The organism is Microbacterium aquilitoris (genome assembly GCF_031932285.1).
Classification (GTDB): domain Bacteria; phylum Actinomycetota; class Actinomycetes; order Actinomycetales; family Microbacteriaceae; genus Microbacterium; species Microbacterium aquilitoris.
In genome coordinates, this window is the sequence record NZ_JAUZVT010000002.1 from 676,650 (window position 1) to 695,679 (window position 19,030).

At 70.6% G+C, this 19,030-nt stretch carries 21 protein-coding genes; 14 read left to right on the forward strand and 7 right to left on the reverse strand.

All coding sequences use genetic code 11. From position 1 onward, the window contains the following. Nucleotides 1–33 precede the first annotated feature (33 nt). From typA to Q9S78_RS10055, 8 genes are all read left to right on the forward strand, one after another. Entirely contained in the window at nt 34–1,947 is a 1,914-nt protein-coding gene (typA, locus tag Q9S78_RS10020; RefSeq protein ID WP_018188281.1) for a translational GTPase TypA, read from the forward strand. Nucleotides 1,948–1,949: 2 nt separating this feature from the next. Further along, the gene (locus tag Q9S78_RS10025) at nt 1,950–2,657 is read left to right on the forward strand and encodes an AzlC family ABC transporter permease (protein ID WP_018188280.1); all 708 of its coding nucleotides are present in this window, start codon (nt 1,950–1,952) and stop codon (nt 2,655–2,657) included. Beyond that, nucleotides 2,654–2,968 (forward strand): AzlD domain-containing protein, encoded by a 315-nt coding sequence (locus Q9S78_RS10030; protein ID WP_026302984.1) that lies wholly within the window; start codon nt 2,654–2,656, stop codon nt 2,966–2,968. The genes Q9S78_RS10025 and Q9S78_RS10030 overlap by 4 nt, the downstream gene beginning before the upstream one ends. 32 nt (nt 2,969–3,000) lie before the next feature. Continuing rightward, nucleotides 3,001–3,387 (forward strand): DUF6113 family protein, encoded by a 387-nt coding sequence (locus Q9S78_RS10035; protein WP_311870137.1) that lies wholly within the window; start codon nt 3,001–3,003, stop codon nt 3,385–3,387. Between the two features lie 9 nt (nt 3,388–3,396). Further along, nucleotides 3,397–3,717, forward strand: coding sequence for a ferredoxin (gene fdxA / locus Q9S78_RS10040; RefSeq protein ID WP_018188277.1), 321 nt, complete (start codon nt 3,397–3,399; stop codon nt 3,715–3,717). Nucleotides 3,718–3,733: 16 nt separating this feature from the next. Continuing rightward, nucleotides 3,734–4,849 carry a succinyldiaminopimelate transaminase gene (gene dapC / locus Q9S78_RS10045; protein WP_311870138.1) on the forward strand — a complete coding sequence of 372 codons (1,116 nt, stop codon included), beginning with the start codon at nt 3,734–3,736 and terminating at the stop codon, nt 4,847–4,849. Nucleotides 4,850–4,959: 110 nt separating this feature from the next. Next, nucleotides 4,960–6,255 carry a citrate synthase gene (locus Q9S78_RS10050; RefSeq protein WP_018188275.1) on the forward strand — a complete coding sequence of 432 codons (1,296 nt, stop codon included), beginning with the start codon at nt 4,960–4,962 and terminating at the stop codon, nt 6,253–6,255. A 28-nt stretch (nt 6,256–6,283) separates the two neighbouring features. Continuing rightward, nucleotides 6,284–6,709, forward strand: coding sequence for an SHOCT domain-containing protein (locus Q9S78_RS10055; protein WP_311856984.1), 426 nt, complete (start codon nt 6,284–6,286; stop codon nt 6,707–6,709). Between the two features lie 3 nt (nt 6,710–6,712). Here the strand turns inward: Q9S78_RS10055 and dapD are convergent, their stop codons facing one another. Beyond that, nucleotides 6,713–7,657 (reverse strand): 2,3,4,5-tetrahydropyridine-2,6-dicarboxylate N-succinyltransferase, encoded by a 945-nt coding sequence (gene dapD, locus Q9S78_RS10060; RefSeq protein WP_311870139.1) that lies wholly within the window; start codon nt 7,655–7,657, stop codon nt 6,713–6,715. Nucleotides 7,658–7,694: 37 nt separating this feature from the next. Here dapD and dapE point away from each other — a divergent pair, with 37 nt between their 5' ends. The 3 genes from dapE (at nt 7,695) to Q9S78_RS10075 (ending at nt 10,219) form a co-directional block, all read left to right on the forward strand. Continuing rightward, nucleotides 7,695–8,771 (forward strand): succinyl-diaminopimelate desuccinylase, encoded by a 1,077-nt coding sequence (gene dapE / locus Q9S78_RS10065; RefSeq protein WP_018188272.1) that lies wholly within the window; start codon nt 7,695–7,697, stop codon nt 8,769–8,771. Next, nucleotides 8,753–9,952: a putative hexosyltransferase gene (locus Q9S78_RS10070; protein ID WP_311870140.1), complete on the forward strand. Its 1,200-nt coding sequence runs from the start codon at nt 8,753–8,755 to the stop codon at nt 9,950–9,952. Before dapE ends, Q9S78_RS10070 begins: the two co-directional genes overlap by 19 nt. A gap of 93 nt (nt 9,953–10,045) precedes the next feature. Beyond that, nucleotides 10,046–10,219, forward strand: a complete 174-nt coding sequence (locus Q9S78_RS10075; protein ID WP_064506455.1) for a DUF3117 domain-containing protein — start codon at nt 10,046–10,048, stop codon at nt 10,217–10,219. A 72-nt stretch (nt 10,220–10,291) separates the two neighbouring features. On the opposite strand, the gene Q9S78_RS10080 is transcribed toward Q9S78_RS10075, so the two are convergent. After that, nucleotides 10,292–10,930, reverse strand: a complete 639-nt coding sequence (locus Q9S78_RS10080) for an O-methyltransferase (RefSeq protein ID WP_018188269.1) — start codon at nt 10,928–10,930, stop codon at nt 10,292–10,294. A 75-nt stretch (nt 10,931–11,005) separates the two neighbouring features. Here Q9S78_RS10080 and Q9S78_RS10085 point away from each other — a divergent pair, with 75 nt between their 5' ends. Next, complete coding sequence (locus tag Q9S78_RS10085) at nt 11,006–11,392, forward strand: twin-arginine translocase TatA/TatE family subunit (protein WP_311870141.1); 387 nt, start codon at nt 11,006–11,008, stop codon at nt 11,390–11,392. A gap of 28 nt (nt 11,393–11,420) precedes the next feature. Here Q9S78_RS10085 and Q9S78_RS10090 read toward each other — a convergent pair whose 3' ends face one another. The 3 genes from Q9S78_RS10090 to Q9S78_RS10100 are packed head-to-tail and all read right to left on the reverse strand — an operon-like array spanning nt 11,421 to nt 14,352. After that, on the reverse strand, nt 11,421–12,557 hold the full coding sequence (locus Q9S78_RS10090) for an Mrp/NBP35 family ATP-binding protein (RefSeq protein WP_311870142.1): 1,137 nt from the start codon (nt 12,555–12,557) through the stop codon (nt 11,421–11,423). Further along, the gene (locus Q9S78_RS10095) at nt 12,554–13,090 is read right to left on the reverse strand and encodes a DUF1003 domain-containing protein (RefSeq protein WP_018188266.1); all 537 of its coding nucleotides are present in this window, start codon (nt 13,088–13,090) and stop codon (nt 12,554–12,556) included. The genes Q9S78_RS10090 and Q9S78_RS10095 overlap by 4 nt, the downstream gene beginning before the upstream one ends. Next, nucleotides 13,090–14,352: a magnesium transporter MgtE N-terminal domain-containing protein gene (locus Q9S78_RS10100; protein ID WP_018188265.1), complete on the reverse strand. Its 1,263-nt coding sequence runs from the start codon at nt 14,350–14,352 to the stop codon at nt 13,090–13,092. Before Q9S78_RS10100 ends, Q9S78_RS10095 begins: the two co-directional genes overlap by 1 nt. Before the next feature lie 72 nt (nt 14,353–14,424). Between Q9S78_RS10100 and Q9S78_RS10105 the strand changes: the two genes are divergently transcribed. Together Q9S78_RS10105 and Q9S78_RS10110 are read left to right on the forward strand one after the other, a co-directional pair. Further along, entirely contained in the window at nt 14,425–15,162 is a 738-nt protein-coding gene (locus Q9S78_RS10105) for a YflT domain-containing protein (RefSeq protein ID WP_018188264.1), read from the forward strand. Further along, entirely contained in the window at nt 15,159–15,830 is a 672-nt protein-coding gene (locus Q9S78_RS10110) for an alpha/beta hydrolase family protein (RefSeq protein ID WP_311870143.1), read from the forward strand. Before Q9S78_RS10105 ends, Q9S78_RS10110 begins: the two co-directional genes overlap by 4 nt. On the opposite strand, the gene Q9S78_RS10115 is transcribed toward Q9S78_RS10110, so the two are convergent. Together Q9S78_RS10115 and Q9S78_RS10120 are read right to left on the reverse strand one after the other, a co-directional pair. Beyond that, a complete protein-coding gene (locus tag Q9S78_RS10115; RefSeq protein WP_311870144.1) occupies nt 15,812–17,590 on the reverse strand; it encodes a gamma-glutamyltransferase family protein in 1,779 nt (592 codons plus the stop codon). The two genes, Q9S78_RS10110 and Q9S78_RS10115, sit on opposite strands and share 19 nt — an antisense overlap. Before the next feature lie 4 nt (nt 17,591–17,594). Beyond that, nucleotides 17,595–19,013 (reverse strand): aminopeptidase P family protein, encoded by a 1,419-nt coding sequence (locus tag Q9S78_RS10120; RefSeq protein WP_020097107.1) that lies wholly within the window; start codon nt 19,011–19,013, stop codon nt 17,595–17,597. Nucleotides 19,014–19,030 lie beyond the last annotated feature (17 nt).

The following is a 19,030-nucleotide window of genomic DNA, read 5'->3' on the forward strand; positions in this document are numbered from 1 at the left end:
CCGGCATCACCCTCTCTGCAAGGAACCCCCTTCATGGCGCACGCCCTTCGTCCTGACCTCCGTAACGTCGCGATCGTCGCGCACGTCGACCACGGCAAGACGACGCTCGTCGATGCCATGCTCCGCCAGACCGGTTCGTTCGGCTCGCACGAGCACATGGAAGAACGTGCCATGGACTCGAACGACCTCGAGCGCGAAAAGGGCATCACGATCCTCGCGAAGAACACGACGATCACGTACTCCGGCGCCCACTCGTCCGAGCCCGTCACGATCAACGTGATCGACACCCCCGGCCACGCCGACTTCGGTGGCGAGGTCGAGCGCGGTCTGTCGATGGTCGACGGTGTCGTCCTGCTGGTGGATGCCTCCGAGGGCCCGCTCCCGCAGACCCGCTTCGTCCTCCGCAAGGCGCTCGAGGCCAAGCTCCCCGTCATCCTCCTGGTCAACAAGACCGACCGCCCCGACGCGCGCATCGCCGAGGTCGAGGAGGAGGCCCACGACCTGCTCCTGGGTCTCGCCTCGGACCTCCAGGACGACGTGCCCGACCTCGATGTCGACGCACTCCTCGACGTCCCCGTCGTCTACGCGTCCGGTCGCGCCGGTGCCGCCTCGCGGAACCGCCCCGAGAACGGCTCGCTCCCCGACAACGACGACCTCGAGCCGCTCTTCGGCGCGATCCTCGAGCACGTCCCGGCTCCGTCGTACGACGACGAGGCGCCCCTCCAGGCCTGGGTCACGAACCTCGACTCGTCGCCGTTCCTCGGCCGTCTCGCACTCCTGCGCGTCTTCAACGGCACGCTGAAGAAGGGCCAGACGGTCGCGTGGGTCCGCGCCGACGGCTCGACCAGCAACGCCCGCATCACGGAGCTCCTGAAGACCCGCGCCCTCGAGCGCTACCCGGCGGAGTCCGCCGGCCCCGGCGACATCGTCGCCATCGCGGGCTTCGAGAACATCACGATCGGCGAGACGATCGCCGACCCCGAGGACATCCGTCCGCTCCCGGCCATCACGGTCGACGATCCGGCCATCTCGATGACGATCGGCACCAACACCTCGCCCCTCATGGGCAAGGTCAAGGGCCACAAGCTCACCGCGCGCATGGTCAAGGACCGCCTCGACCGCGAGCTCATCGGCAACGTGTCGCTCAAGGTCGTCGACATCGGCCAGCCCGACGCGTGGGAGGTCCAGGGCCGCGGCGAGCTCGCGCTGGCGATCCTCGTCGAGAACATGCGCCGCGAGGGCTTCGAGCTCACGGTCGGCAAGCCGCAGGTCGTCACGCGCCGCGACGAGAAGGGCAAGCTCACCGAGCCCTTCGAGCACCTCACGATCGACGCCCCCGAGGAGCACCTCGGCGCGATCACGCAGCTGATGGCGAGCCGCAAGGGCCGCATGGAGACGATGACGAACCACGGCACCGGCTGGGTGCGCATGGAGTTCATCGTCCCGTCGCGCGGTCTCATCGGCTTCCGCAGCGAGTTCCTCACGATCACGCGCGGCACGGGCATCGCGAACGCGATCTCGCACGGCTACGACGAGTGGGCCGGTGCGATCTCGACGCGTCAGAACGGCTCGATCGTCGCCGACCGCTCGGGTGTCGTGACGCCGTTCGCGATGATCGCCCTGCAGGAGCGCATGAGCTTCTTCGTGCAGCCGACCGAAGAGGTCTACGAGGGCATGGTCATCGGCGAGAACTCGCGCGCCGACGACATGGACGTCAACATCACGAAGGAGAAGAAGCTCACGAACATGCGTTCGTCGACCTCCGACTCCTTCGAGTCCATGACGCCGCCGCGGGTGCTGACGCTGGAAGAGAGCCTCGAGTTCGCCCGCGACGACGAATGCGTCGAGGTCACGCCCGAGAAGGTGCGCATCCGCAAGGTCGTGCTCGACGCGACCGAGCGCGGCCGCGCGGCATCGCGGCTGAAGCGCCAGGACGCCGGCTCCTGACGGTGACGGGGGAGCAGCCGCCGATTCGTCGGGCCTGGCGCGACTCCCTCGGTGTCGTGCTCGCGACGAGTGCCTACGGCATCTCGTTCGGCGCGCTCTCGGTGACCTCGGGTCTGGACGTCTGGCAGACCTGCGTCCTCAGCCTCCTGATGTTCACCGGCGGATCGCAGTTCGCGTTCGTCGGTGTCATCGGGGGCGGAGGCCTGCCGGGTGCCGCCATCGCCTCGGCGGGGCTCCTCGGCATCCGCAACGTGGCCTACGGTCTGCGGATGTCGTCCGTCGTCGGCGACGGGTTCTGGCGGCGGGCCGCGGCATCCCATTTCACGATCGATGAGTCGACGGCCGTCGCCCTCGCGCAGACGGATGCCGCGGCTCGCCGCATCGGCTTCTGGGTGACAGGCGTCGGCATCTACGTCGGCTGGAACCTGACGACGCTGGCGGGCGCGCTGCTCGGCGACGTTCTCGGCGATGTGAAGGCCTACGGATTGGATGCCGCTGCCGCCGCCGCGTTCCTCGCGCTGCTGTGGCCGCGGCTGCGGAACCGTCAGGCGATCGCGGTGGGTGCCGCCGCCGCGGTCGTCGCGGCCGTCCTCACGCCGGCGCTCATGCCGGGTCTCCCCGTCCTCGTCGCGGCGCTGGTGGCGATCGTCGTGGGCTGGACGAACTGGCTGGGCTCCCGGCCGACGACGTCGACAGGGGACCCCGCATGACGCTGTGGCACACGATCCTGCTCGCGGCCATCGTGTGCGTGGCGCTCAAGACGGCCGGCTACCTCGTACCACCGGCATGGTTCGAGGCGCCTCGCCCCTCTCGGACGATCGACCTCCTCACCGTCGCGCTCCTCTCGGCGCTGGTCGTCGTGCAGACGCTCGGCGTGGGCCAGGCGATCGTGCTCGACGCACGCGTTCCCGGTCTCCTCGTCGCGGCGGGTCTCCTCGTCGTCAGAGCGCCGTTCCTCGTCGTGGTCGCGGCAGCCGCCGCGGTCGCGGCACTCCTGCGGCTGTGGGGCTGGGCGACCTGATCGGTCGAGGAGTGCCCGCCTAGACTGTGCAGGTGAATGCCCTCTTCGCCCGCATCGCCACCTGGGTGCTGGCCGCCGTCATCGGCGTCGTCTACGGCGTCGCCGGCACGATCGGCCAGGCGGCGACCTGGGGTGTCGTCCCCGTCGGTCTGATCGTCGCTTCAGTCGGCTTCGTCGCCCTGCTGATCGCGGTGCGGACGCTGACGGGGGAGCGCGCCTCCGCGCTCGCCTGCGGGTTCGGCGCCCTCGTGGCCACGCTCCTGTTCGCCAACGAAGGTCCCGGCGGGTCCGTCGTGGTGCCGGCGCCCCCGGAGGGGACCGTCGTCACGCCCGGGCTCATCTGGACGTTCGTCGTCCCGCTGGCCGTCGCACTCGTCGTCGCGTGGCCGACGGCATCCCGCGTCCGATCCACGAACTAGACTCGTCCTGTGACGTATGTGATCGCTCTCCCGTGCGTGGATGTGAAGGACCGAGCCTGCATCGACGAATGTCCCGTCGACTGCATCTACGAAGGTGAACGCTCTCTCTACATCCACCCCGATGAGTGCGTCGACTGCGGCGCCTGCGAGCCGGTGTGCCCCGTCGAGGCCATCTACTACGAAGACGACCTCCCCGCCGAGTGGCAGGACTACTACACGGCCAACGTGGAGTTCTTCGAGGATCTCGGTTCGCCGGGCGGCGCCGCGAAGGTCGGCGTCATCGCCAAGGATCACCCCGTCATCGCGGGTCTTCCTCCGCAGGCCCACTGAAACTCGCTGAGCCGACATGAGCGTCCACGACCTCGCGGACTACCCCTGGGACGCCGTCGCCCCCTACACGGCGCGAGCACGGCAGCATCCCGGCGGGATGGTCGACCTCTCGATCGGTTCCCCCGTCGATCCGACGCCCGGTGTCGTCGCCGAGGCGCTCCGACGTGCCACGGACGCTCACGCCTACCCGCAGACCGTCGGCACTCCGGCGCTGCGCGAGGCGATCGCGGCCTGGTACGGCCGCCGGCGCGGCGTGCCGGGCCTCACGCCCTCCCAGGTCATCCCGACCGTGGGCTCGAAGGAGCTCGTCGCCCTTCTGCCGCTCCTTCTCGGCCTCGGCACCGGCGACACGGTCGTTCACCCGCGCGCGGCCTACCCGTCCTACGAGGTGGGGGCACGTCTCGTGGGTGCGCAGGCCTTCGCGTCGGATGATCCCGACGAGTGGCCCACGACCACGCGGCTCGTGTGGCTGAACACGCCCGGCAACCCCGACGGTCGGGTCCTCGACGTCGCCGAGCTCCGACACGCCGTGGAGCGCGCTCGCGAGCTGGGTGCCGTCCTGGCCTCGGACGAGTGCTACGCCGAGCTGGGGTGGGAAGGGCCGTGGGCGGATGCCCCGGTGCCCAGCATCCTCGATCCCCGGGTCGCGAGCGGCGACCTCACCGGCCTCCTGTCGGTCTACTCGCTCAGCAAGCAGTCGAACCTCGCGGGCTACCGGGCGGCGTTCGTCGCCGGCGAAGCGGACCTGATCGAGCGCCTCGTGACCACCCGCAAGCACCTCGGGCTGATGGTGCCCGGGCCCGTGCAGGCCGCCATGATCGCCGCGCTCGAGGACGATGCGCACGTGGAGCACCAGCGCGAGCTCTACCGTGCCCGCCGCGACATCCTGAAGCCGGCCGTCGAAGCCGCCGGTTTCCGGATCGACCGCAGCGAGGGCGGCCTCTACCTCTGGGCGACGGCGGGGGAGGACGCGTGGGAGTCCCTCGCGCGCCTCGCCGACCTCGGCATCCTCGCCGGGCCCGGACACTTCTACGGATCCCATTTCCCCCAGCATGTGCGGTTCTCGCTCACGGCGACCGACGAGCGCATCGCCGAAGCCGCGCGGAGGCTCGCGGCATCCGTCGATGCCTGACCCTTCGTAGGCTTCCTCCTACGAATTCCGCTATCCATTGAGCGCGACAGCACATGTGCTCACTGCCCAGTAGGCTGTAAAGACCGCTCCGACGACCGCAAGGAGGCTTCGTGACCAACGCGGACACCCCTCAGATCGCCACCGTGACCATCGGTGACACGAAGGCAGAACTCCCGCTCATCTCGGGAAGTGAAGGGGTGCCGAGCGTCGACTTCTCCACCTTCACGAAGCAGACCGGGCACACGTCCCTCGACTACGGGTTCGTGAACACCGCGTCGACGAAGTCGTCGATCACGTACATCGACGGCGACCAGGGCATCCTGCGCTACCGCGGGTACCCGATCGAGCAGCTCGCGCAGCACAGCACGTATCTCGAGGTGGCCTGGCTCCTTCTGTACGGCGAACTGCCGACGGAGGACGAACTCGCCGGGTGGGACGAGAAGATCCGTCGCCACACGCTGCTGCACGAAGACCTCAAGCACTTCTTCTCGGCGCTGCCGCACACCGCGCACCCCATGTCGGTGCTGTCTGCGGCCACGGCGGCCCTCTCGACCTACTACGAGGGGCAGAGCGACCCGCACAACCCCGAGCACGTCGAGCTCAACACGATCCGCATGCTCGCGAAGCTGCCGGTCATCGCCGCGTACGCGCACAAGAAGAGCATCGGGCACGCCTTCCTGTACCCCGACAACTCGCTGAGCTTCGTCGACAACTTCCTCAAGCTGAACTTCGGCAACAACGCCGAGCCGTACGAGATCAACCCCGTCATGTCGCGGGCGCTCGAGCGCCTGCTGATCCTCCACGCCGACCACGAGCAGAACGCGTCGACCTCGACGGTCCGCCTCGTCGGTTCGACCGGGGCGAACCAGTTCTCCTCGATCTCCGCCGGCATCAACGCCCTGTACGGGCCGCTTCACGGCGGCGCGAACGAAGCCGTCCTCGACATGCTGGGCCGCATCCGCGACTCCGGCGAGAGCGTGCAGCGCTTCGTCGAGCGGGTCAAGAACAAGGAAGACGGCGTGAAGCTCATGGGCTTCGGGCACCGCGTCTACAAGAACTACGACCCGCGCGCGAAGCTCGTCAAGGAGTCGGCTGACGAAGTCCTGCGCGAGCTCGGCGTCGTCGACCCTCTTCTGGCGCTCGCCAACGAGCTCGAGGAGATCGCGCTCAGCGACGACTACTTCAAAGAGCGTCGCCTGTACCCGAATGTCGACTTCTACACGGGCGTCATCTACAAGGCGATGGGCTTCCCCACGCGCATGTTCACGCCGCTGTTCGCGATCGGTCGCCTGCCCGGCTGGCTCGCGCACTGGCGCGAGATGCAGAACGATCCGCAGACGAAGATCGGCCGTCCGCAGCAGCTCTACACGGGTGCCACCGAACGGGATTACCCGACGTCGCACTGACGCGGTCATCGCCCGCTAAAGTGTGCCCATGATGGTCCCTGGGGGAGTTGTCGCGCACGTTCTGTCGGCACCGGTGATGCCGATCCCGGATGACGGGGACAGCGGTTTCTTCGGCCCCGGGATGCCGGGGCCCGACATGGGCGGTGCCGGAGACGCGTTCTCTGCGTTCTTCGGACTGGCCGTCGTCCTGGTGATCGCCGGAGCGGTGTTCTCCGTCGTGGTCGCGGCGCGGAAGCGTCGGATCCTCCGGGATGCCGGCATCGATCCGTTCACGGTAGATGCGGCGATCGCCGCCAAGGTCCTCCGCAGCGACCTGCTCGCTCCCTCGACACCGGCAGCGCAGGTCGCGCCGTCGATCGAGAAGCGCCTCGCGGAGCTCGACGACCTCCGCGCCCGCGGCGTCATCAGCGAGGACGAACACCGAGAGGCGCGCGCGGCGGTCCTGAAGGGCTGAACCTCAGGCGTGGAGGTCGGCGTTCAGCGTCACGCCGACGCCCTCGCGCCGAACCGCCTCGACCGTCCCGGTGAGCGAATTGCGCCGGAAGAGGATGCCGTTCTGCCCGGAGAGTTCGGCGGCCTTGACCGTCGGGCGCGTGCCGTCGTGGCGCGGCGGCTCGCCTGCCAGGGAGACCTTGGTCCCAGCGGTCACGTACAGGCCCGCTTCGACGATGCAGTCGTCACCGAGCGAGATGCCGATGCCCGCGTTCGCGCCGAGGAGTGTGCGCCGGCCGATGGAGACCCGGTGTTCACCGCCACCCGAGAGGGTGCCCATGATCGAGGCGCCTCCGCCGACGTCGCTGCCGTCGCCGACGACGACGCCCTGCGAGATGCGGCCCTCCACCATCGACGCGCCGAGCGTACCGGCGTTGAAGTTGACGAAACCTTCGTGCATCACCGTCGTACCGGGCGCGAGATGTGCGCCCAGGCGCACGCGCGAGGCGTCCGCGATCCGGACGCCGGCGGGCACGACGTAGTCGGTCAGGCGGGGGAACTTGTCCAGGCCGTTCACCTGGATGCCCGCCCGCTGCAGTCCGGCGCGGAGGTGGGTGAGGTCGTCGGGATGCACGGGGCCGGCGCTCGTCCACGCGACGTTCGGCAGGTGGCCGAAGATCCCGGTGAGGTTCAGCTCGTTCGGGGCCACGAGGAGGTGCGAGAGGGCCTGAAGACGCAGGTACGCATCGGGGGTGCTCGCCGGCGGGGCGTCGAGGTCGATCTCCACGACGATCACGTCGACCGTGACGGCACGGCGCGGGTCGGGTCCGGCTAAGGCGGCGAGCTCGCTCGTGTCGACGTCGGCAGGGGCGCGGCCTGTGGCGGGAGCCGGGAACCAGGCGTCGAGCACCGTGCCGTTCTCACTCGTCGTGGCCAGACCGATACCCCACACCCACCGCGCGTCACTCATGGTTCCAGGCTATCGGGCCGTCGTTAGACTCGACGTCATGCCCCGGCTCGACCTCCGCTCCAGCGCCGTCGACCTGACGCGCACCATCTGCGACATCCCCAGCGTCTCCGACGACGAGACCGTCCTCGCCGACGCGATCTTCGAGGCGGTGTCCGCGTTGCCGCACCTCGACGTCCACCGCGACGGCGACACGATCGTGGCCCGCACGTCCCTCGGACGCGCGCAGCGCGTCGCGATCGCCGGGCACATCGACACGGTCCCCATCAACGACAACGTACCGACGCGGAACGTCGACATCGACGGCGAGCGGTACCTGTGGGGCCGCGGCACGGTCGACATGAAGGCGGGCGTCGCGGTGCAGCTGAAGCTCGCCGCCGAGCTCACCGACCCCCGGGTCGACATCACCTGGATGTGGTACGACCATGAGGAGGTCGCTGCCGACCTCAACGGGCTGACCCGACTCGCGGCATCCCGTCCCGATCTCTTCGAGGCGGACTTCGCGATCCTGGGGGAGCCCTCGAACGGTCAGGTCGAGGGCGGGTGCAACGGCACGCTCCGCGCGGTCATCCGCACGACGGGCGTGCGCGCGCACAGCGCCCGCGCCTGGATCGGCGAGAACGCGATCCACAAGGCCGCGCCCGTCCTCGCTCGGCTGGCCGAGTACCGGTCCCGCGAGATCGAGGTCGACGGGCTGCTCTACCGCGAGGGGCTCAACGCGGTCGCCGTCCGCGGGGGCATCGCGGGCAACGTCATCCCCGACGCCTGCGAGATCGATGTCAACTACCGCTTCGCCCCGAACAAGGATGCCGCGGCCGCCGCGGCGCACGTGCGGGACGTGTTCGCCGGCTTCGAGGTTGAGATCGTCGACCTCTCCGAGGGCGCCCGTCCGGGGCTCGATGCGCCGCTCGCCCAGGAGTTCGTCGCCGCGGTCGGGGCAGTGCCCAAGCCCAAGTACGGCTGGACGGATGTCGCCCGGTTCTCTGCGATGGGTGTGCCCGCCGTCAACTACGGCCCGGGCGACCCGTCCCTCGCGCACCACGACGAGGAGCGGGTGCCGCTCTCGCAGATCGAGGACGTCGAGCGGGGTCTGCGGGCATGGCTGAGCGGCGACTGAGGACCGCAGCCTCCGTCGCCGGCACCGTCGCCGCCGTCTACGTCTCGGCCCGCCTCCTCACCACGCTGTTCTTCTGGATCGCCGCCGAGCTGTCGGGTCCGACCTCGCGGTTCGGGGCGGACGCCTCCATCTCCTCCCTGGCGATGGGCTGGGACTCCCAGTGGTACTGGGTCATCGCCGACCAGGGCTACCCGTCGGCCCTCCCGGTGACGGATGCCGGTCAGGTCACCGAGAACGCGTGGGCGTTCCTGCCGCTGTACCCCTGGCTGGCTCGGGCGCTCGGGACGGTTCTGGGCGGCTACCCCGCCGGTGCGATCGTGCTGGCGCTCGTCGCGGGGTACGCGGCATCCGTCGTGCTCTTCCTGCTGCTTCGCGGCCGGATCGGCGAGACGGCGGCGCTGTGGGCCGTCGTGTTCTTCGCCAACGGTCCGCTGGCGGCGCTCTTCCAGATGGGGTACGCGGAATCGCTCGGACTGCTCTGGCTCTTCCTCGCGCTCTGGGCGCTCGTGCAGAGGCGGTTCGGGTGGCTGTACCTGCTCGTCGTCCTCATGGGCTTCACGCGACCGGGCGTCCTCGCGTTCGCCCTGCTGCTCGGGCTCTACGGCATCTTCCGCTGGTTCCGACGACGCGACGATCCGCTCCCGGTGTCGCACATCGTCCACATCGTCGCCCTCGGCGCCCTCGCCGTGATCGTCGGCTTCGCCTGGCAGGTCATCGCAGGGATCGCGACGGGCGACCCGTCGGCGTATCTCGAGACCGAGCTCGCCTGGCGGCGGAGCTGGGTGGGGTCCGAGGAGCAGTTCGTGCCGTTCATCGCCTTCTTCCAGGCGGCGGCCATCTGGTTCGGTCTGTGGGGGCTGCCGTCGGCGCTCGGACCGGTCCTCCTCGTCGTACTGATCGTGGGCGCCGGTGTCCTTCTCGCCCGGTCGCCGCAGGTCCGCCGGCTCGGGCCGGAGATCCGGCTGTGGGGCGCGAGCTACCTCGTCTACCTCCTGGCGGTGTTCTTCCCGCAGTCGAGCATCTTCCGACTCCTCCTCCCGCTCACCCCCGTTGCGGCGGGCGTTGCGGTCCCGAGCTCGCGGTGGTGGCGGATCGGCATCCTGGTCCTCTGCGTGGCCGGACAGTGGGTCTGGATCCACGAGATGCTCGCGCTGGGGGACACGTTCTTCCGGATTCCATGACGATATGCGTGCGCTGAGACTCGCGCGCGCCATCGGCGATCACCCCATTGGGTAGACTAATGGGGTAGGCCGAAGACGAAAAGGAGCCCCACAATGGCAGCCATGAAGCCGCGCACCGGAGACGGACCTATGGAGGCCGTCAAGGAGGGCCGTCTCATCATCGTGCGTGTCCCGCTCGAGGGGGGCGGTCGACTTGTCGTCTCGGTGAACGATGACGAGGCGAAGGAACTCCACAGCGTTCTCAGTGGGGTCGTCGGCGCCGCCTGACCCCGGATCGATACGAAAGGCCGGCCCCTCGGGGCCGGCCTTTCGGCGTTCTCGGATGCCGCGGCGAAGCGATCAGCTCTGGTCGGCGACCGTCGTCAACTGGAGCAGGCCCTCGCCGACGATGGACAGCGCGCCGAGGACGGCGGGGGAGTCCTGCGTCTCCTGGATCAGGGACCGGTAGGCGCTCTCGAGGGGGCCGCGCTTGACGGGATCGGCGACGGCGCCGCCGGCGAGCACCCGAGGCACGAGCACCGTGCCGCCGGCGCGAGCCAGACGCAGCCCGTGCTCGACGTACTCGATGACCCCCTCGGGGTCGGCATCGATGAGGACGATGTCGTAGGACGCCTCGTTCATCCGCGGCAGGACGTCCGCGGCGCGGCCGGTGATGAACCGCACCCGAGCCGGCGGGATGCGGGAATCCGTGAACGCCTTCCGGGCCACGGCGAGGTGCTCGGGTTCCTTGTCGATCGTCGTCAGTGTCGCGCGCGGCGACCCGTGCATGAGCCAGAGGCCGGAGACCCCGCCGCCCGTGCCGATCTCGACGATGTTGAGCGCGCGGCCGGCCGCCGCGATGACGGCGCACTGGGCGCCGACCTCGGGACTGATCGGGTTCGCGCCGATCTCGAGGGCGTGAGCGCGGGCGCGGGCGATGGCCTCGGGCTCGACCGTCGCCTCAGCGGCGAATCGGCGTACCGCTTCGTGATCTCCCATGTCGTGAACCTCCACGCGTCAGCCTAGGCGGGTCGGCACCCCGCAACCCCCAGGCGCACGGGTAACCTGGGAACCATGTCATTCGGGCTCGATCTGGAGAAGATCCTCCTCATCGGACTCATCGCCGCCCTCCTGCTCGGCCCCGAGCGCCTGCCCGGTTACGCCGCGTCCCTCGCGAGACTCACTCGCCGGGTTCGTCAGTGGCTCGACGGCGCACGCACCCGGGTCAAAGAGGAGATGGGCGATGACTTCGACGAGATCGAGTGGCGCAAGCTCGACCCGCGACAGTACGACCCGCGGCGCATCATCCGCGAGGCGCTGATCGACGACGCCCCGGTCAAGCCCGTCGCGACGACGCCGGCAGCGGCGGTCGCGCTGGCCGAGCCGCCCGCCGTCGAGGCGAGCGCGGACGAGAACCCGGCGGACCTGCGTACAGTGCCGTTCGACTCCGAGGCGACCTGACGGGCGGCATCCGCCGTCTGTCGTCGGATCAGGAGCGCGAGACGGGCAGCGACCGCCCGGCCAGCGAGCGCCGCATCGTGGCGATCGCATCGGCGATCGCGGAGATCGCCCCCGCCGCGGTGTCCTCGGGCTCGCCGATCACGACGGGGACGCCCACGTCGCCACCCCGCCGGAGCGCGGCGCTCAGCGGGACGGACCCGAGGAGCGGCACCGTGAGGCCGCCGACTGAGAGGGCGGCCGCGACGGCCTCGCCGCCGCCCTGACCGAACAGGTCGAGGACGCTGCCGTCGGGAAGCATGAACGCCGTCATGTTCTCGATGACCCCGATGACCGACTGGCCCGTCTGACGGGCGACGACACCGCTGCGCACAGCGACATCGGCCGCCGCCGCCTGCGGAGTGGTCACGACGAGGACCTCCGCGTGGGGGAGCAGCTGGCCCACCGAGATGGCGACGTCCCCCGTTCCCGGCGGCATGTCGATCAGGAGCACGTCGAGGTCGCCGAAGTGCACATCGGTGAGGAACTGCTGCACCGTGCGATGGAGCATGGGACCGCGCCAGGCGACAGCGGGGGACGCATCCGGGGGCAGGAACATGCCGATCGAGATCGTCTTCACGCCGTGTGCCACGGGAGGCAGCATGAGGTCGTTCAGACGGGTCGGCTGCGGGGGCCGGCCATCCTCGTCGACGAGGCCCAGGAGCCCGGGGATCGAGAAACCGTGGACGTCCGCGTCGATGAGCCCCACGGCGAGTCCGCGGGAGGCCAAGGCGGCCGCGAGATTCGCGGTGACGGTGGACTTGCCCACACCGCCCTTGCCGCTCGTGACGGCGATCACCCGGGTCAGCGAGTCCGCGGTGAAGGGCATGCGCTTGGTGCCGCGGATCCGTTCCACGAGGGCGGAGCGCTCCGCCGCGGTCATGACGCCGACGTCGACCGCGACGTCGGCGATGCCCGGGACGGATGCCGCGGCATCCCGCACGTCGCGTTCGATGCGGTCCGCCGCGGGGCAGCCGACGATCGTCAGGGCGATGCCCACACGGGTGATGTCGCCGTCGACGGCCACATCGCGCACCATGTCGAGTTCGCCGAGCGGGCGGCGCAGTTCGGGGTCGATGACGGCCGACACCGCGGCGCGGACCTGCTCGGCGGTCGCGTGCGTAGTCACGACGTCGAGTGCTCGTCGCCGGGGCGATCGTGGTCGCGCTCGTCGAGACGATCCAGCAGCGACCTCAGCTCCTGGCGGAGGACGTCGCGGCTCACCACCTCGCTCTGCATGTCGGTGAGCGCCATCCGCAAGGCCACGACCTCACGGGCGAGGTACTCGGTGTCGGCGAGATTCCGCTCGGCCCGCTGACGGTCCTGCTCGATCTGCACCCGGTCGCGGTCGTCCTGACGGTTCTGCGCGAGGAGGATGAGCGGAGCCGCGTACGAGGCCTGCAGCGAGAGCACGAGGGTGAGGGCGGTGTAGCCGAGCGCCGCGTCGTCGAAGCGGAGCGACTCGGGGCCGATCGTGTTCCAGGTGATCCACGCGACGCAGAAGAGGGACAGGATCAGCAGGAAGACGGGGGTGCCCATCGCCCGGGCGATCCACTCGGTGAAGCGTCCGAACCGATCACGCGACGGCTGCGGCGTGCGGCTGAGGACGCTCGCCCGGCGACCGCGCGGTGCTTCGAACCCGGACTTCGGTGCGCGCGCCATCATCGCCGCACCCCTGGGGTCTGCCGCGGGGCATCCTGCGAACGCCAGTCATCGGGCAGGAGGTAGTCGATGACGTCGTCGACGGTGACGGTGCCGACGAGGTGCCGAGCCGAGTCGACGACGGGGAGCGAGACGAGGTTGTAGCTCGCGAGCAGACGAGCCACCTCGGCGGCGCTGGCCGAGACGGTGACCGGCTCCACGCTGTCGTCGATGATGGCGCCGAGTCGCTCGTGCGGCGGGTAGCGCAGCATCCGCTGGAAATGGACGACGCCGAGGAGACGCCCCGTCGGGGTCTCGTACGGGGGCAGCGTGACGAACACCGCCGCGGCCAGCGCGGGGTGCAGTTCGTGACGACGGATGAGGGCGAGGGCTTCGGCGACGGTCGCGTCGGCGGACAGCACGATGGGCTCGCTCGTCATGAGACCGCCGGCCGTGTCGGGCCCGTGCTCGAGGAGGGCCCGGACGTCCTCCGCCTCCTCGGGCTCCATCAGGTCGAGAAGCTGGCCGGCGCGGGCGTCGGAGAGCTGCCCCAGCACGTCGGCCGCGTCATCGGGCTCCATCGCGTCGAGGACGTCGGCGGCGCGCTCGTCGCCGAGGGCCTCGAGGATGTGGACCTGGTCGTCCTCGGGCATTTCTTCGAGCGCGTCGGCGAGTCGATCGTCGGGGAGCTCCTCGGCGACCTCGAGGAGGCGGTCCTCGGGGAGATCGAGAAGGGTGTTGGCGAGGTCGGCAGGCTTCAGCTCGGAGTACGAGGCCACCAGCAGCTCGGCGGACTGCGTCTGGCCGGCCACCTGCTCGTCGCGGACGTCGTTCCACTGCGCGAAGGTCGTCGGCCCCTTGGCAAAGGGCGAGGCGCTCGTCTTGGGGCGCCGGAGGAACAACTGACCGACGTGCCATTCGCCGAGGCGGTCGCGTTCGATCGCCACGTCCTCGATGACTGCGGAGCCCGACCCGTCCGTGAGGTGGACGCTGCGGCCGATGAGCTCGGTCATGACGCGCACCTCACCGCCTCGCTGCTCGAAGCGGCGCACGTTGATGAGGCCCGTCGTGATGACCTGACCGCTGGCGATCGAGGTCACGCGGCCGATGGAGAGGAAGACGTTCCTCCTGCCGGGGATCTCGACCACGAGGCCGACGACCCGCGGAGGGTCGTCCTTCCGGTAGATGACAACCACGTCGCGGACCCGTCCGAGCCGGTCGCCCGACGGGTCGAAGACGGCGCACCCGGTCAGGCGCGCGACGAAGACCCGCTGCGTACTCACCCGACCAGCGTAGTCGGCGGATACCTCACGGTTCCTGCGCCGACGCAAAGGGGCTCGTGGGAGACTGACACCATGAGCATGATGGGCGGGGCCCCGAAAGAGCACGGTGCGACGGTCGCGGAGTACACGTCGTACGAAGCGGCGCAGAAAGCCGTGTCGACGTTGATCGCCTCGGACGTGCCCGCCCCGGACATCGCCATCGTCGGGCGCGGACTGCGATCGGTCGAGCGCGTCACGGGGCGTCTGGGGTACGCGACGGCCGCCCGCTCCGGTGCGATCAACGGCGTCCTGCTCGGCCTGCTGTTCGCCGCCATCTTCGTGCTCGGGAGCCCGGGAGCCGTCCTGCAGCTCTTCGTCGGCGTCATGCTCGTCGGCATCGCGATCGGCATGCTCCTGAGCATCATCAGCTACTCGATCCTCCGTCGGCGACGCGACTTCACCTCGGTAACGCAGGTGATCGCCGACCACTACGACGTCACCGTGCTGTCGCGGAGCTTCGGTCGGGCCACCGAGCTGCTCGGTGGGTCGCGGACGTCGGCACCGCGTCCCGCGCCGCCCGTGGATCTGACCGACCCGCCGCGGTACGGCGAACGGATCGAGCCCGGCGCTGCCGCTCCGCAGTCCGGGGAACGCGTCGATCCGGCGCCGTCCCCCGCCGCGGGCGAACGCGTCGACCCGGCCGCGCCGCCGCAGTACGGCGAGCGTGTCGATCCTGCGCCGGCGCCTCCCGCGACGCCGCCCCAGACCGCTCCCGGTCAGGGAACTCCGGGCCAGCCGACCGGGCAGGCCGCCCCCGACGCTCCGCGATGATCGCCGTCGCCCTGTCCTCGGGCGGGGTCGAGCTCGACGCCTGGATGGACGAGGCGGACGATCCGAGAGCCGTCATCGCTCTCGCTCACGGCGCGGGCGCGGGTCACGAGCATCCGTTCCTGGTGGGTGCCGCGCGGGTGTGGGCGGACGCCGGCTTCACGACGGTCCGCTTCGACTTCCCCTACCGACACGCCGGGCGACGGATGCCGGGCCCCGCCGCCCACGCCGTCGAGACGTGGGCCGCGGTCGAGACGTTCTGCCGCGGGGCGGCACCGGGCGTCCCGTTCGTCGCGGCGGGGAAGTCGTACGGCGGTCGCATGGCGTCGATGGCGGCGGCCGAGGGACGGATCGTGGCTGACGCGCTGGTGTACCTCGGGTATCCGCTGCACCCGCCCGGCCGACCCGAGAACGCGCGCACGGCCCATCTGCCCGCGGTGACCGCGCCGCAGCTTTTCCTGGCCGGCACCAAGGATCCGTTCCTGCAGCCGCTCGTCGACCTCGAAGCGGCCGTCGCCGCGTGCCACGATGCGGAGATCCGCTGGTTCGAGGGCGGCGGCCACTCGTTCGAGGTCGCGGGGCGGAAGCTCCCCGCAGGCGAGGTGGGTGCGGCGACGGCGCGGTCGGCCGTCCCGTGGCTGAGCGCCCGGCTTCAGCGCCCCGCCGCGTAGCCCTGCACACCCCGGGGGTTGGCGGCGCCCCACAGGATGCCGGTGCCCCGGTCGATCCCGACCGCTGACAGCCGGCCGAGCGACCATTCGCCCGCCCTCGTGACGCGGTGGCCCCGCTCGGCGAGACCGGTCAGGACGGCGTCGTCCAACCGCTCCTCGGCGACGAGGCCGATCGGGTCCCACGTGCGCGGCCAGAACGAGTCGACCATCGCCGCCGTGTGCAGCGTCGGAGCCTCGATGGCCTGCTGCGCGGTGTACGCGCCGACGAGCATCCGCAGCAGCATCGGCAACTGCCACTGGTCCTGCTGGTCGCCGCCGGGTGTGCCCATCGCGATGCGGGTGGTCCCGTCGTGGACGAGCGTCGGGGACAACGTCGTCCGCGGGCGATCGCCCGGCCGGAGCGCGGCGGGGGAGGCGTCGTCGAGCCAGCACATCTGCAGTCGCGTCCCGAGGCAGAAACCCAGTGAGGGGATCGTGGGGGAGGACTGCAGCCAACCGCCGGACGGGGTGACGGACACGATGTTGCCCCACCGGTCCACGACGTCGATGTGGCATGTGTCGCCCCGGGTGGCGCCGGTGCGGTCGACCGTCGGCTCGCCCGTCCCTGCGGCGGACGCACCCTCCTGCCGGAGCGGTGGCTCCCACGGTCCCGCTCCGGGGAGTGTGGCGGGCCGCCACCGCGACGACGCGCGGTCGCCGATCTCCGCGCGCCGGGAGGCGATGACGGCGTCCGAGAGGAGGGGGCCGGCGTCCGCACCCTCGCCGAAGTACGCGTCGCGGTCGGCGAGGACGAGCTTCAGGACCTCGATGACCGTGTGCGCACCCGTGAGGGTCGAGGGGTCCAGGTCGGCCTCCGGAAGGGGCTCGAGGATGCGCAACGCCTCGAGCAGGGCGGGTCCCTGGGACCAGGCATCCGCTTTGAACACCGTCCGACCGCGGAACGGCACCGACATTGGCGTCTCGTAGCGCGCCGGTGCGTCGATGAGGTCGTCGGGGGTCAGGACGGCGACATGATCGGTGCCGCTGGAGTGGCGATGCGGGCGCGAGAGGAAGGCGCAGGCGTCGGTGAGCAGGCGCCGCCATTCGGCTCGCGCCGCGTCGATGCCGACCGTCCGGTCCTCCGCCTGTCCGGCCGCGGCGGCGACGCGGCGGAGGACGTCCGCGTACGCGGCGTTGCGATGAAGGTCGCCTGCCGCCGGGACGCGGCCGTCCACGAGCCACAGCTCGGCCGATGACGTCCAGTGGTCCCGGAACAGGTCGGCGACCCGGCCGATGGTGGCTGCGGCCGCCGGCAGCAGCGGATGCCCGTCGTCGGCGTAGTCGATCGCGTACGCCACGACGTCGGCCACCGACCACGTCCCGTGGTCGCGGAGGAGGAGGAGCCATGCGTCGACGGCGGCCGGGATCGCCGCCGCGAGGCCGCCGGCCCCGGGGACGAGATCGAGTCCCTCACCTCGGAAATGGCTGATCGTCGCGCCGGCGGGCGCCGCGCCCTGGCCCATGAGGACCGTGGGGGCCGCGGCATCCGCCGGTTGGAAGAGTCCGACGAGATCGCCGCCGGGACCGTTGAGGTGCGGTTCGACGATGTGCAGTACGAACCCACCCGCGCAGGCGGCGTCGAACGCGTTGCCGCCGCGCTCGAGCACGGCTTGAGCGACCGCGGTCGCCGTCGCATGGGTCGACGCGGCCATGCCGAACGTCCCCGTCAGCTGGGGTCGCGTCGTGAAAGCGGGCGGCGGTGTGTAGGCGGACGCGGTCATCGATTCAGGCGCGGGCGCGGGCGATCCAGGCCTCGATGTCGTCGGCGGTGCGCGGGATGTGGGCGGAGAGGTTCACCGGCCCGTTCTCGGTCATGAGGATGTCGTCTTCGATGCGCACGCCGATCCCGCGGTACTCCTCGGGCACGGTGAGATCGTCGATCTGGAAGTACAGGCCCGGCTCGATCGTGAAGACCATGCCCGCCTCGAGCACGCCGTCGTAATACATCTCGCGTCGCGCTTCTGCGCAGTCGTGCACGTCGATCCCGAGGTGGTGGCTCGTCCCGTGGACCATGTAGCGGCGGTGCTGACCGCCGCGGTCGGCGTCGAGCGCCTCCTCTGCGGTGACCGGGAGCAAGCCCCACTCGGCGGTCCGCGCGGCGATGACCTCCATCGCGGCCTCGTGGATCGCGCGGAACTTCACGCCCGGGCGGGCTGCCGCGAACGCCGCGTCCGCTGCTTCCCGTACGGTCTCGTGGATGCGGCGCTGCACGGGCGAGAACGTGCCCGACACGGGGAGGGTCCGCGTGATGTCGGCGGTGTAGAGGCTGTCGACCTCGACGCCAGCGTCGATGAGGACCAGATCGCCGGGGACCACGGCGCCGTCGTTGCGCGTCCAGTGCAGGTAGCAGGCATGAGGACCGGATGCCGCGATCGTGTCGTACCCCTCGCCGTTGCCGTCCGTGCGGGCGCGCAGGTGGAACACGCCCTCGATGGCACGCTCGCCGCGAGGGGTGTCGATGATGCGGGGGAGTTCGGCGACGATGTCGTCGAAGCCGCGACCGGTGGCCTCGACGGCGAGGCGGAGCTGGGCGATCTCGTACGGGTCCTTCACCAGGCGCAGCTCGGAAACGAAGCGCGTGAGCTCGTCATCGGCCTCGAGGGCGAGGTCGTCGTCGGTGCTCGTGAACGCATCGACGTGGGCCGTCGCGAGTCCGAGGTCGGCGGCGACCGCTTCGAGGGAGGGGCGCGGGCCGATCCAGAACTCGCCGATGGATGCGTCGGCGTAGAACTCGGTCGTCGTGCGATCGGCGCGCTCGCGCAGGTAGAGGGTCACGTCGTGACCGCCCTCGACGGGTTCGAAGACCAGGACGGAGTCGGGCACGGCGTCGGCGCCCCAGCCGGTCAGGTGCGAGAAGGCGGAGTGGGCACGGAACGGGTAGTCGGTGTCGTTCGAGCGCTGCTTGAAGGAGCCGGCGGGGATGACCAGGCGCGACCCCGGGAACGCGGCCGAGACGGCGGCTCGACGTGCGGCGGCGTAGGGGGCTTCGGCTCGCTGCGGCGGCAGGGAGGCGGGCCGCTCGGCCCATCCGGTCGAGATCGACTCGAGGAAGCCCGCGGGGAAGGGCTGCTTGCGGTTCGTGGTCGCTGCCGCCGGGGTCTCGGTGGTCTCCTGGGCGATGGTGTCGCGCTCGTCGGTGGTCATCTTCCCAGTCTCGCACC